General features: G+C 73.7%; 12 protein-coding genes. 11 read left to right on the top strand and 1 reads right to left on the bottom strand.

Going from position 1 to position 13,223, the window contains the following annotated elements:
* Positions 1–42: 42 nt before the first annotated feature.
* Together ABD340_RS21495 and ABD340_RS21490 are read left to right on the top strand one after the other, a co-directional pair.
* Positions 43–1,218: a homogentisate 1,2-dioxygenase gene (locus tag ABD340_RS21495; RefSeq protein ID WP_344591055.1), complete on the top strand. Its 1,176-nt coding sequence runs from the start codon at positions 43–45 to the stop codon at positions 1,216–1,218.
* Between the two features lie 60 nt (positions 1,219–1,278).
* Positions 1,279–2,067, top strand: a complete 789-nt coding sequence (locus ABD340_RS21490; protein WP_344591054.1) for a DUF6585 family protein — start codon at positions 1,279–1,281, stop codon at positions 2,065–2,067.
* Between the two features lie 42 nt (positions 2,068–2,109).
* Here the strand turns inward: ABD340_RS21490 and ABD340_RS21485 are convergent, their stop codons facing one another.
* Positions 2,110–3,297 carry an acyl-CoA dehydrogenase family protein gene (locus ABD340_RS21485; protein WP_344591053.1) on the bottom strand — a complete coding sequence of 396 codons (1,188 nt, stop codon included), beginning with the start codon at positions 3,295–3,297 and terminating at the stop codon, positions 2,110–2,112.
* Positions 3,298–3,345: 48 nt separating this feature from the next.
* Between ABD340_RS21485 and ABD340_RS21480 the strand changes: the two genes are divergently transcribed.
* The 9 genes from ABD340_RS21480 (at position 3,346) to ABD340_RS21440 (ending at position 13,221) form a co-directional block, all read left to right on the top strand.
* Complete coding sequence (locus tag ABD340_RS21480; RefSeq protein WP_344591052.1) at positions 3,346–4,497, top strand: CaiB/BaiF CoA transferase family protein; 1,152 nt, start codon at positions 3,346–3,348, stop codon at positions 4,495–4,497.
* On the top strand, positions 4,494–5,156 hold the full coding sequence (locus ABD340_RS21475) for a GntR family transcriptional regulator (protein WP_344591051.1): 663 nt from the start codon (positions 4,494–4,496) through the stop codon (positions 5,154–5,156). The genes ABD340_RS21480 and ABD340_RS21475 overlap by 4 nt, the downstream gene beginning before the upstream one ends.
* A gap of 66 nt (positions 5,157–5,222) precedes the next feature.
* Complete coding sequence (gene cysS, locus ABD340_RS21470; RefSeq protein ID WP_344591050.1) at positions 5,223–6,620, top strand: cysteine--tRNA ligase; 1,398 nt, start codon at positions 5,223–5,225, stop codon at positions 6,618–6,620.
* Positions 6,621–6,764: 144 nt separating this feature from the next.
* Positions 6,765–7,691, top strand: coding sequence for a 23S rRNA (guanosine(2251)-2'-O)-methyltransferase RlmB (gene rlmB, locus ABD340_RS21465; protein ID WP_344591048.1), 927 nt, complete (start codon positions 6,765–6,767; stop codon positions 7,689–7,691).
* A gap of 162 nt (positions 7,692–7,853) precedes the next feature.
* Positions 7,854–9,665, top strand: coding sequence for an AfsR/SARP family transcriptional regulator (locus ABD340_RS21460; RefSeq protein WP_344591046.1), 1,812 nt, complete (start codon positions 7,854–7,856; stop codon positions 9,663–9,665).
* A gap of 331 nt (positions 9,666–9,996) precedes the next feature.
* Positions 9,997–10,440 (top strand): cupin domain-containing protein, encoded by a 444-nt coding sequence (locus ABD340_RS21455; RefSeq protein WP_344591045.1) that lies wholly within the window; start codon positions 9,997–9,999, stop codon positions 10,438–10,440.
* Positions 10,437–11,705 (top strand): beta-ketoacyl-[acyl-carrier-protein] synthase family protein, encoded by a 1,269-nt coding sequence (locus ABD340_RS21450; RefSeq protein ID WP_344591044.1) that lies wholly within the window; start codon positions 10,437–10,439, stop codon positions 11,703–11,705. The genes ABD340_RS21455 and ABD340_RS21450 overlap by 4 nt, the downstream gene beginning before the upstream one ends.
* A complete protein-coding gene (locus ABD340_RS21445) occupies positions 11,702–12,955 on the top strand; it encodes a ketosynthase chain-length factor (RefSeq protein ID WP_344591042.1) in 1,254 nt (417 codons plus the stop codon). Before ABD340_RS21450 ends, ABD340_RS21445 begins: the two co-directional genes overlap by 4 nt.
* The gene (locus ABD340_RS21440) at positions 12,952–13,221 is read left to right on the top strand and encodes an acyl carrier protein (protein ID WP_344591040.1); all 270 of its coding nucleotides are present in this window, start codon (positions 12,952–12,954) and stop codon (positions 13,219–13,221) included. Before ABD340_RS21445 ends, ABD340_RS21440 begins: the two co-directional genes overlap by 4 nt.
* The last annotated feature ends 2 nt before the right edge of the window (positions 13,222–13,223 follow it).

Raw genomic sequence — 13,223 nt, 5'->3', positions numbered from 1 at the left:
ACGGTGTTGTGACAGGGGAATACGTCCCGTGGGGAGGCAGCGATGCCGTACTACAGGGTCGTGGGAGAGGTCCCGCGGAAGCGCCACGTGCAGTTCCGCCGTCCCGACGGGGGCCTGTACGCGGAGGAGCTGATGGGCGAGGAGGGGTTCTCGTCCGATTCGAGCCTGCTCTATCACCGGTACCCGCCGACGGCGATCGTGAAGAGCGAGGGCGTGGCGGAGGCGTCCGACGAGCTCGTGGCCAACCATCCGCTGTTGCCGCGCGGGTACCGCACCCAGGATCTGCCCGTGGGCGGTGATCTGGTGCTGGGACGGCAGGTCCTGTTCGGCAATGACGACGTGCGGCTGTCGTTCGTGGCGGGCGCCGGGGTCAGCGACCTGTACCGGAACTCGATGGGCGACGAGGTGGTGTACGTCCAGGAGGGCTCGGCGCGTTTCGAGTCGACCTACGGCGCGCTGGACGTCGGGGAGGGCGACTACGTGGTCGTCCCGACCGGGACGATCCACCGCTGGGTGCCGAGCGCGACGTTGCGGGCGCTGGTGATCGAGGCGCGCGGGCACATCCGGCCGCCCAGGCGCTACCTGTCGCAGTACGGGCAGTTCCTGGAGCACGCCCCGTACAGCGAGCGGGATCTCCGGGGGCCGGGCGCGCCGCTGCTGGTCGAGGACGATCATGTGCCGGTCCTGGTGCGCAACCGGGGCGGGCTGTCGCGGCTGACCTTCCTGCACCACCCGTTCGACGTGGTGGGGTGGGACGGCTGCCTGTACCCGTTCGTCTTCAATATCCGCGATTTCGAGCCGATCGTGAAGCGGACGCACGCGCCGCCGCCCGTCCACCAGACCTTCGAGGGGCCGAACTTCGTGATCTGCTCGTTCTGCCCGCGTCCGCTGGACTTCCACGACGAGGCCGTGCCGATCCCGTACAACCATCACAACGTCGACAGCGATGAGATGATGTTTTACGTCGGCGGCGACTATTCGGCGCGGCGCGGTTCGGGGATCGGCATCGGTTCGATCTCGCTGCATCCGTCGGGGTTCACGCACGGGCCGATGCCGGGCGCGGTGGAGGCCGTCGTGGAGGCGGTCCGCCAGGGGCATGGAGCGACGACGGAGACGGCTGTCATGATCGACACATTCCGGCCACTGCGCCTCGGACCGGCGGCGCGGCGCTGCGAGGATCCCGAATACGCCTGGACGTGGGCGCGAGCGGCCGGATAACGCGCTAGCGTCGTACGAATTTGGCCGTTACAGCGAACAGAGTCGGGTAGTCGCACTTCCATGTCCTTTCCCCCTTCGGTCCTGGAACGGGCGGCCGATCGCAAACTCGGGGACCCGGTGCGGTCCTTCGATGGGCGCGTCGGCCTGAGGCGCGCTCTGGCGTGGACGGGCCTGGCCGTCCTGGCCGGGGTCGTGCCGGCCGCGCTGGCGGTGGTCCTGCTGGCTGCCGGCCGGGCGGTGCCGGGCGTGCTGGCCGTCCTCCTCGCCGTCGTCGGCACGGCGGCGGCAGGGCGGTTCGTGATCCGCCCGGACGAGATGCGCGCCCGGAACCGGGCAGTGTACCTGTTCACCGGCGGGCTGGTCCTGGAGGCGGGCGGCGAGCCCACCGCGTTCGAGTGGGACGACCTGGTGTCGGTCTCGGTGTCCGGGGTGCGGCACGAGGCGGACGGGCGCAGCCGTTTCCGGTTCGTGGTGGTGGCCGCGGACGGGCGGGAGCTGCGGCTGGGCGAGGAGCTGCCGGAGGTGCGCGAGCTGGGGGAGCGCGTGCTCGCGGAGGTGACCGGGCGGACGCTGCCGCGGCTGGTGGAGCGGGTGCGGTCGGGCGAGGTCGTCCGGCTGGGGCCGTTCGCGGTCGGGCCGGACGGCGTCGAGAAGGAGGGCGAGCGCCTGGCGTGGCCGGCGGTGGCCGAGGCGGGCGTCGACAACGGGGTGGTGTTCGTCCGCTCGCACGATGATCTCGCCTCGGTGACGGCGATCGCGGCGCGGGTGCCGAACGCGGTCGCGTTCGTCGAGCTGTGCCGCCACCTGGCGACGGTCGGCGAGGACGAGGACGTCCCCTCGTCAGGGTGATTCGGTGCGCCGTCCTCGGCCGGACGGCGCACCGCGCGGGGGTCAGTGGAAGGCGGGGAGGCCGGTGAGAGCGCGGCCGATGACGAGGGAGTGGACCTCGGAGGTGCCCTCGTAGGTGAGGACCGATTCCAGGTTGGCCGCGTGCCGGATCACCGGGTACTCCAGGGTGATGCCGTTGGCGCCGAGCAGCGTCCGGCAGGTGCGGGCGATGTCGATGGCCTCGCGGACGTTGTTGAGCTTGCCGACGCTGACCTGCTCGGAAGTGATCGTCCCGGCCTCCTTCAGGCGGCCCAGGTGGACGGCCAGCAGCAGGCCCTTGCCGGCCTCCAGCGTCATGTCGGCGAGCTTCTGCTGGGTGAGCTGGTAGGAGGCGAGCGGGCGGTCGAACACCTGGCGTTCGCCGACGTAGTCGAGGGTGGTCTCCAGGCAGTCGAGGGCGGCGCCGATGGCGCCGAACACGATGCCGAAGCGGGCCTCGTTGAGGCAGCTCAGCGGGCCGGACAGGCCGCGCGCCTCCGGCAGCATCGCCGAGGCGGGCAGGCGTACCTCGTCCAGCACCAGTTCGCTGGTCACGCTGGCGCGCAGCGACAGCTTGCGCTCGATGTCGCGGGCCTGGAAGCCGGGGGTGCCGGCGGGGACGAGGAACCCGCGGATGCCGTCGTCGGCACGGGCCCAGACGACGGAGACGTCCGCGACCGAACCGTTGGTGATCCACATCTTGGTGCCCGACAGCACCCAGTCGGAACCGTCGCGGCGGGCCCGGGTCCGCATGCCGGCCGGGTCGGAGCCGAAGTCGGGCTCGGTGAGCCCGAAGCAGCCGATCGCCTCGCCGCGCGCCATCGCGGGGAGCCACTGCCGCTTCTGCTCCTCGCTGCCGTGCTTCCAGATCGCGAACATCGCCAGCGATCCCTGCACCGACACCAGGCTGCGCAGCCCGGAGTCGGCCGCCTCCAGTTCCAGGCAGGCCAGGCCGTAGGCGACGGCGCCCAGGCCCGCGCAGCCGTAGCCGTCCAGGTGCATGCCGAGCACGCCGATGGACCCGAACTGCTTGGCCAGCTCGCGCGCCGGAATGCCTCCCTTCTCGAACCATTCCGGCAGGTGCGGGCGGAGTTCCTTGTCGCAGAGCTTGCGCACGGTGGCGCGGATCTCGCGCTCCTCCTCGCTGAGGAGGCCGTCGATTCCGAACAGGGCGCTGGGGTGGACAGGCTGATGCCGGGGTGTCGTCGTCATACCCCGCATTGTAGATTGGATCCGATATCCGAGATCCAAGGGGGTTGCATGAGCGCCGGTGCACTGGACGGCCTGCTGGTCGCCGACTTCAGCCGGGTGCTGGCCGGGCCGTACGCCACGATGCTGATGGCCGACCTCGGCGCCGACGTGGTCAAGGTCGAGCGGCCCGGCGCGGGCGACGACACCCGCTCGTGGGGCCCGCCGTACGCCGCGGACGGCGACGCCACCTACTTCCTCGCCGTCAACCGCAACAAGCGCTCCATCACCCTCGACCTGCGCGACGCCGCCGGGCTCGACGTCGCCCGCGCCCTCGTCGCCCGCGCGGACGTCGTCATCGAGAACTTCCGCCCCGGCACCATGGACCGGCTCGGCCTCGGCTACGAGCACGCGCGGGAGCTGAACCCGGCGGTCGTCTACTGCTCCATCACCGGCTTCGGCCCCGGCAAGGGCGCCGACCTGCCCGGCTACGACCTCATCGCGCAGGCGGTCGGCGGGCTGATGAGCGTCACCGGCGAACCCGGCGGCGACGGCACCAAGGCGGGCGTCGCGCTCGTCGACGTCATCACCGGCCTGCACGCGTCCATGGGCGTCCTCGCCGCGCTCCGGCACCGCGACCGGACCGGCGAGGGCCAGCGCGTCGAGGTGTCGCTGCTGTCCTCGCTGCTGTCGGCGCTCACCAACCACGCGTCCGCCCACGTCGCCGCCGGGACGGTGCCGAAGGCGATGGGCAACCGGCACCCCAGCATCGTCCCCTACGAGGTGTTCCCGGCCGCCGACCGCGCGATCGTGATCGCCGCCGGCAACGACCGCCAGTTCCGCGCGCTGTGCACCGTCCTGGACCGGGAGGAGCTGGCCGCCGATCCCCGCTACGCCGCCAACGCCGACCGCGTCGCCAACCGCGGGCCGCTCGTCGAGGCGCTTTCCCGGACGCTCCGGACCCGCACCGCCGACGACTGGTTCACCGCGCTCTCCGACGCCGGCGTGCCGTGCGGCCCGATCAACGACCTGGCCGAGGCGTTCGACCTCGGCGCGCGGCTCGGCCTCGCACCCGCGGTCGAGGTGGACGACCCGCGCCGGGACCGTCCGGCCGCCCAGGTCGCCAACCCGATCAGGTTCAGCGCGACCCCGCCCGCGTACCGGCTCGCGCCGCCGCGGCTCGGCGAGGACGACGCCTGGGTCCGTGAGATATTGGGACGATGACCACGCAGCGGACGCGGCCGCCGACGGCGCAGCAGTTCGTCCTGGACGAGCTGCGGCGCGCCATCACCAGCGGCCGGATGCGGCCCGGCGCCGCGATCCGGCAGGACGTGGTCGCCGACGAGCTCGGCGTCAGCCGGGTCCCGCTGCGCGAGGCGCTCAAGACCCTGGAGGGCGAGGGCCTGGTCGCCTACCGGGCGCACCGCGGCTACTTCGTCGAGGAGCTGTCCCTGGACGACCTGCGCGAGGTGTACCGGATCCGCGAGCTGCTGGAGGAGGAGGCGGTCCGCCGCGCCGCCGCCCTGGTGACGCCCGACGACCTCGCCGCGCTCGAACGCGCCGAAGACGAGGTGGAGCGCGCGGCCGCCGCCGGGGACGTGCTGGCGATGGCGGCGGCGAACCGGGCCTTCCACCTGGCGCTCTACGAGTACGCCGGCATGCCCCGCCTCGTCCGGCTCATCCGCATGCTGTGGGACGCCACCGACGCCTACCGCTCGATCTACTACGCCGAGGGCATCAACCGGGAACGCGTCATCGGCGAGCACCGCGCCGCCCTCACCGCACTGCGCGCCCAGGACGCCGACGAGGCCGTCCGCGTCCTGAACGTGCACCGGGCCCACGCCGTCACGGCCCTCGAACATCTCATGGAGGAGACCGCCTGACGGCGGACCGGGTGATCGCGCGCCGAGTCCCGGCGCGGGCGGGGGCTGATCCCATAACCTGGTCATGTGAGCCTGCGCCTATACGACACCAGCGCCCGTAGCGTCCGCACGTTCGAGCCCTTGGAAGAGGGCCGTGTGGGGATGTACGTGTGTGGTGCGACGCCGCAGGCCGCACCGCATATCGGCCATCTCCGCTCGGGCGTCATCTACGACGTGCTGCTGCGCTGGCTGCGCCGGTCCGGGTACGAGGTGACCTTCGCCCGCAACGTGACCGACGTCGACGACAAGATCATCGCGGTGGCGGCGGAGCAGGGCGTGCCGTGGTTCGCGGTGGCGGAGGCCAACCAGCGGGTCTTCACCCAGGGGTACGACCTGCTCGGCTGCCTGCCGCCGACGATCGAGCCGCGCGCGACCGGGCACGTCCCGGAGATGATCACCCTGATCCGGCGGCTGATCGACCGGCGGCACGCCTACGCCGCCGGCGGCGACGTCTACTTCGACGTGCGGTCCTGGGCGGAGGAGTACGGCGCGCTGTCCAACCAGCGGTTGGAGAACATGCGCTCGCAGGGGGAAACGCCCAACGAGGCCCTCAAGCGCGACCCGCTCGACTTCGCGCTCTGGAAGGGCGCCAAGCCGGGGGAGCCGTCCTGGGAGACGCCGTGGGGCGAGGGCCGTCCCGGCTGGCACCTGGAGTGCTCGGCGATGTCGACCAAGTACCTGGGGCCGACGTTCGACATCCACGGCGGCGGCGTCGACCTGATCTTCCCGCACCACGAGAACGAGATCGCGCAGTCCCGCGCGGCCGGTGACGGCTTCGCCCGCTACTGGCTGCACAACGGGCTGCTCACGGTGGACGGCGAGAAGATGAGCAAGTCGGTCGGCAACGTCGTGCTGCTGACCGACCTGCTCGGCAAGGCCCGTCCCGCCGAGATCCGCTACTACCTGGCCGCCGCGCACTACCGGTCGCTGATGGACTACACCGACGCGGCCCTGGCCGAGGCGGTCTCGGCGTACCAGCGGATCGAGGGCTTCGCCACCCGCGCCGCCGAGGTGGCCGGCCCGGTCGCGGAGGCGCCCCGGGCGCCCGAGGCGTTCGTGGCGGCCATGGACGACGATCTCGGCGTGCCGCAGGCCCTGGCGGTCGTCCACGAGACCGTGCGGGACGGCAACAGCGCGCTGGCCTCCGGCGACGAGGCCGCGGTGCTGGAGCGGCTGGCCGAGGTGCGGACGATGACCGGCGCGCTGGGCCTGGACCCGCTCTCGGAGCAGTGGTCGCGGGCCGGGGAGGACGATCTCCGCCCGGTGGTGGGCGCGCTGGTGGGCGTGGCGCTCGAGCAGCGGCAGGCGGCCAGGGCCCGCAAGGACTACGCCGCCGCCGACGCCATCCGCGAAGGGCTCGCCGAGGCCGGGATCCTGGTCGAGGACACCCCGAACGGACCCCGCTGGGAACTCAAGCGCGACTGACTCGGTCAGTCTGCTCTTGCCGGGGGGGCTGAGGGTCGCCCCCTCAGAAAGAAACCGTCCCATTCGTGCGCGGCGCCTAAACTCGGAGGCTTGGGGGCGCCCGGCGCCCTTAGCTGAGACGTGAGCGCGAGGGGCGTACCGAGAATGGCCAAGCGTAAGGGCAAAGGTCCCACTCCCAAGGCGGAGGACCGGCACTGGCATGCCAAGCGGCAGCGTGCCCGCGCGGTGAAGAGCGCCAAGCGGACCGGTACCACGACCGTGGGGCCAGGGGCGCGTTCCAAGGAAGCCGGTGCCGAGCCCGCGCGGACGGGCCGTCCGGCGGGGGCGCGCCGCGCGACGGGTGAGACGCCCGAGCTGGTGACCGGGCGCAACCCGGTGGTCGAGGCGCTGCGGGCGGGCGTGCCGGGCACCGCGCTGTACGTGACGTCCGGCACCGACGAGCGGATCCGCGAGTCGATCCAGCTGGCCGCCGACCGCGGCGTCCCGCTGCTGGAGGCCGGCAAGAACGAGCTCGACCGGCTCACCGACGGGGCCGTCCACCAGGGCATCGCGCTGCAGGTCCGGCCGTACCGGTACGCCCACCCCGACGATCTGCTGAAGGGCGCCGCGCCGCTGATCGTCGCGGTCGACGGGATCACCGACCCGCGCAACCTCGGCGCGATCGTGCGGTCGGCGGCGGCGTTCGGCGCGGACGGGGTGGTGGTGCCCGAGCGCCGCGCGGCCGGGGTGACGGCGGGCGCGTGGAAGGCGTCCGCGGGCACCCTCGCGGCGGTGCCGGTGGCGCAGGCCACCAACCTCGCCCGGCAGCTGAAGGCGTACCAGAAGGCGGGCTGCTTCGTCGCCGGGCTGGACGCCGCCGGCGGTGTCGGGGTCGCCGATCTGGAGCTCGCGTCCGGGCCGTTCGTGCTGGTGGTGGGGTCGGAGGGCAAGGGCCTCGGGCGGCTGGTCGCCGAGACGTGCGACATGCTGGTCACGATCCCGATGCCGGGCCGGGCCGAGTCGCTGAACGCCGGGGTCGCCGCCGGGATCTCGCTGTACGAGATCGCGCGGCTGCGTTCGTCCGGCGCCTGACGCCCGGCCGCCCGACACCGGGAGGCCAACGATCTACTTTCTGTGACTGTTCGATTACGGGTCGTGGGGAATGGAGGGAGGTGGACGCCCGATTCCCCCGAGAGGATCTCCCCGGCATGCACGAGCACGGCCACTCCTTCGGGAAACCGGAGGAGTCGTAGCTTGGTCACAGAACCCCTGATGCGATTCCGCGCGCTCGGCCCCCTCGAAGTGACCGTCTGGGGCCGGCGCGTTCCGATTCGCTCGACCAAGCAGCGGATCCTGCTCGCGTCGCTGCTGCTGAACGTCAACCGGCTCGTCACCGTCGACGAGCTGATCGACCGGCTCTGGACGGACCCGCCCAGCGACGCGCGCGGCACCGCCCAGGTGCATCTGGGCCGGCTGCGACGCACCCTGGGCGGGGCGGACCCGGCGCGGCGGCTGATCCGCACCGACCCGCACGGCTACGTCATCGAGGTCGCCGACGAGGACCTCGACCTGGCCTGGTTCGCCCGCCTCACCGAACGGGCCCGGCGGGAGAGCGACGGGCAGCGCGAGATCGCGCTGCTGCGGGAGGCGCTGGCGCTGTGGCGGGGCCGCCCGCTCAGCAACGTCCCCTCCGACCATGTGCAGCGCATCGACGTGCCCCGGCTGGTCGAGCAGCGGCTGCGCGCCGCCGAGCGGCGGTTCGAGCTGGAGCTGGAGCTCGGCGACGGCGAGGACATGATCGGCGAGCTGCGCGAGCTGGCCAGCGCCGAGCCGTTCCGCGAGCGGCTGTGGGCGCTGCTGATGAAGGCGCTGTACCGGCAGGGCCGGCAGCAGGAGGCGCTGGAGTGCTACCGCGCGTGCGCCACCGTCCTGCGCGAGGAGATCGGCCTCGACCCCGGGCCGGAGCTGCGCGACCTGCACCAGGCGATCCTGCGCCGGTCGGTGGAGCCGCCCGGCGCCCGCCCGCGCCGCGGCGGCGGCCGCGCCCCCGCCGCCCGGTGGGACGCGCGCCCCGGCGCGCCCTGCCAGCTGCCGCCCGAGATCGGCGACTTCGTGGGCCGGACGGCGGAGCTGCGGCAGATCGTCGACCACTTCACCGGCCCGGACCGGCCCGCGACCGTGCCGATCGTCGCCGTGGTCGGCCGGCCCGGCGTCGGCAAGACAGTGCTGGCGTTGAAGGCGGCGCACGCGCTGCGGGAGCGGTTCCCCGGCGGGCAGCTGTACGTCCGGCTCGGCGGTTCGACCGCGCGGCCCCGCGATCCGCGGGACGCGCTCGGCGACCTGCTGGACGGCCTGGGCGAGCGCGGCGGCCCGCGCGGCGATCTGGACGGCCGCGCCGCGATGCTGCGCGAGCGGCTGGCCGACCGGCGGATCCTGCTGGTCGTCGACGACGTCGCCGACGCCGGCCAGGCCGGGGCGGTGCTGCCGGGCACGCGCGGGTGCGGGGTGCTGCTGACCAGCCGGCAGCGGCTCGTCGACCTGCCCGGCGTGGAGCGGGTCCGGCCCGGGCCGTTCACCACGGCCGAGGCGCTGGCCTTCCTGGAACGGCTGGCCGGCGCCGCGCGGATCGCCGGGGAGCGGGCCGTCGCCGAGGAGATCGCCCGGCTGTGCGGGCACCTGCCGCTCGCGCTGCGGATCGTGGGCGCCCGGCTGGCGCTGCGGCCGTCCCAGACCCTCGCCCGGCTGGCCGTGCCGCTGCGGGACGAGAACCGGCGGCTGGACGAGCTGGCCACCCATGACCTCAAGATGCGCGCCGTCCTGGACGGGAGCTACGCCGCGCTGGATCCGCAGGCGCGGGCGCTGCTGCGCCGCCTGGGGGCGCTGCGCGGGGCCGAGTTCGTCGAGAGCACCGCGCTGGCCCTGGGCGGGGGCGACGGTACCCGCGCCCTCGACCGCCTGGTCGAGGCCAACCTCGTCGAGCCGGTCGAGAACGGAGGCTCCGGCGAGTCGCGGTACCGGGTCGACGATCTGGTCGGCATCCACGCCGTCCAGCACCGGGAGGACTGACCGGCGCCCGGAGCGGAGCGGAGGGCGACGGTCAGTCGCCCTTGCCGGGGAGTCTGAGGGGTCGCCCTCTCAGAGAGAAACTGACCGGCCCCGCTTCACGCGCGAGCCCGCCGGCCTGCCGTCGGCGGGCGTTTCGGCATGCCTTCGGGGCGGCGTTCAGGATGCGTCCAGCGAACGCTCGGCCTGCGATCAGCGGGCTGTGAGCGTGCGGTCGGCCGGGGGTCGGTGAGCGGTCGGTGCGGTGTCGGTGGTACTTCGGCGCGCCCACTTAGCGTCGATTGCGGCGGACGGCAGCGATCGTCCGGCCGGGAACGGCATGGGGGAGAGCACTTTGAACCGTTCAGTGGACCATCTCGAAACGACCAAGGTCTGCGCGTGCGACGTGGAGCCCAACCGCAGGCTGGGAGGCGCCACGAGGGTGCTCCTGTCGCCGGGTTCGGCGCTGTCGACGGCGGGCTTCATGGCGCTGCTCGACCTCGCGCCCGGCGAGCACGTCACCGAGCACTACCACCCGTACACCGACGAGCACGTGTACGTCGCCGAGGGCGAGCTCGTCGCCCTGGTCAACGGCGCGGAACTGCGCGTGCGGCCGCGCGAGTCCCTGCTGATCCGCAGAGGCGCCCGGCACCGGTACGAGAACCGCGGGGACCGCCCCACGTCCGCGGTGCTGTTCCTCGGCCCGCTCGCGCCCCGGCCGGACCTCGGGCACGTGGAGACCGAGGCCCCGCCGGACGCGGAGCCGCCGGCCCCGCCGAGCGTGGGGGAGTGGCCGTGAACCGCGGCGTTGCCGTCACCGGTATCGGCGTCCTGACCCCGGGCGCGCCGGGCACGGCCGGGTTCTGGGAGACCGTCTGCGGCGGCGAGCCCACCTTCCGCACGATCACCGCGTTCGACCCGGGCCGGTTTCGCTCCCGGGTCGCGGCGGAGATCGACTTCGAGCCCGCCCGGTACGGGCTGACCCCGCGGCAGCTGCGCCGGATGGACCGGGCCGCCCAGTTCGCCGTCGTCACCGCCCGGGAGGCGGTGGCCGCGAGCGGGCTGGAGCTGAGCGCGCTCGACCCGGGCCGCACCGGCGTGGTCGTCGGCAGCGCCGTCGGCTGCACGGTGTCGCTGGACCGCGAGTACAGCGTGGTCAGCGACAGCGGCCGGCTGGCGGTGGTGGACCCGGCGTACGCCACACCGCACCTGCCCGACTATTTCGTCCCGACGTCGCTGGCCCGCGAGGTCGCCCATGACGCCGGCGCGGAGGGCCCCGCCTGCGTGGTGTCGACCGGCTGCACCTCGGGGCTGGACGCGGTCGCGCACGGGGTGGAGATCATCCGCGAGGGCGGTGCGGACGTCATGCTGGCGGGCGCGACCGACGCCCCGATCTCGCCGATCACGGTGGCCTGCTTCGACGCGATCAAGGCGACCTCGCCGGACAACCACGACCCGGTGGGGGCCTGCCGCCCGTTCGACGGCACCCGGTCGGGCTTCGTGCTCGGCGAGGGCGCGGCGATGCTCGTCCTGGAGGAGCTCGAGGCGGCCCGCGCGCGGGGCGCCCGGGTGCACGCCGAGATCCGCGGGTTCGCCTCGCGGTGCAACGCGTTCCACATGACCGGGTTGCGGCCGGACGGGGCGGAGATGGCGGTCGCGATCGAGGCGGCGCTGGCGGAGGCCCGGGTTCCGGCCGAGGGCATCGACTACATCAACGCGCACGGGTCCGGCACCAAGCAGAACGACCGGCACGAGACGGCCGCGTTCAAGCGCGCCCTCGGCCCGCACGCCTACCACCTGCCGGTCAGCTCCATCAAGTCGGTCATCGGCCACTCGCTCGGCGCGATCGGCGCCATCGAGGTGGCCGCCAGCACGCTGGCGATCGAGCACGATCGCGTGCCGCCGACCGCGAACCTGCGGCACCCCGACCCCGAGTGCGATCTGGACTACGTCCCGCTGACGGCGCGCGAGCTCCGGGTCGACACGGTGCTGACGGTCGGCAGCGGCTTCGGCGGCTTCCAGAGCGCCATGGTGCTCAGCGCGCCCGGGAGGTGGCGGTCGTGAACGACGACCACGCGGTCATCACGGGGCTCGGCGTGGCCTCGCCCAGCGGCCTGGGCACCCGCCGGCACTGGGCCGGGACGCTGTCCGGACGCGTCGCGATCGGGCCGATCACCAGGTTCGACGCGAGCGGCTACCCGGTGCGAATCGCGGGCGAGGTCCCGGGCTTCGAGGCGCGCGAGCACCTGCCGGGGCGGCTGCTGCCGCAGACCGACCACCTCACCCGGCTGGCCCTGGTCGCCGCGGACTGGGCGATCGAGGACTCGGGGCTGGACCCGTCCCGCGAGGAGTCGCTGGACTACGGCGTCGTGACGGCCAACTCGGCCGGCGGTTTCGAGTTCGGCGAGAACGAGCTCCGCAAGCTGTGGGCGATCGGGCCGCACAAGGTCAGCGCGTACCAGTCGTACGCGTGGTTCTACGCGGTCAACACCGGCCAGATCTCCATCCGGCACGGCCTGCGCGGCCCCAGCGGCGTGCTGGTCAGCGGCGACGCCGGCGGGCTGGACGCGATCGGGCAGGCCCGCCGGGTGCTGCGCAAGGGCGCGGACGGCGTGCTCACCGGCGGGTTCGAGGCGGGGCTGTGCTCGTGGGGCTTTACCGCGACGCTGGCCGACCCGCACCTGTCCCACCGTCCCGATCCCGGCACCGCCTACCTGCCGTTCGCCACCGGCGCCGCCGGCCACGTGGTCGGCGAGGGCGGTGCCGTGCTCGTCCTCGAACGCGAGGGCCGGGCCAGGGCGCGCGGCGCGCGACACTGCTACGGGCGCGTCGCCGGGTACGCGGCCACGCTCGACCCGGCGCCCGGCACGGGCCGCCCGCCCACGCTCGGCACCGCCGCCGCGCGGGCCCTCGCCGAGGCCGGCGTCGAACCGGGCCAGATCGACGTGGTGTTCGCCGACGCGGCGGGCGTCCCCGAACTCGACCGCGCCGAGGCCGCCGCCATCGCGGCGCTCTTCGGCGAGCGCGGCGTGCCGGTGACCGCGCCCAAGGCGATGACCGGCCGGCTCTCGGCGGGCGGCGCCGCGGTCGACGTGGCGACCTGCCTGCTGGCCATGCGGGACGGCCTCATCCCGCCCACCGCCGGGATCCGCCCGGACCCGGCGTACCGGCTCGACCTGGTGACCGGGCGGGCGCGGCCCGCGCGGATCGACCGGGCACTGATCCTGGCGCGCGGCGACGGCGGCTTCAACAGCGCGCTCGTGCTCGCCCGCCCCTGCTCCCCACCCGACCCCCAAACCCAGGAGGCGAGATGACCGACGACGGCATCACGCTGCCCGATCTGGTGACCGCGCTGCGCGAATGCGCCGGCGAGGACGAGAACGTCGACCTCGGCGGCGACATCGGCGACCGCACCTTCACCGACCTCGGCTACGACTCCATCGCGCTGCTGGAGACCTCCGCGCGGATGGCCGACCGCTTCGGCCTGGACCTGGACGACGACGTCCTCACCGGGCTGGAGACCCCCACCGAGCTGCTCAGATACCTGAACGAGGCCTTCACGAAGGCCGGGGAGGTGTGACG

It is taken from the genome of Actinomadura vinacea (assembly GCF_039532545.1).
Taxonomy (GTDB): domain Bacteria; phylum Actinomycetota; class Actinomycetes; order Streptosporangiales; family Streptosporangiaceae; genus Spirillospora; species Spirillospora vinacea.
This window is presented reverse-complemented; position numbering and strand designations above follow the sequence as displayed.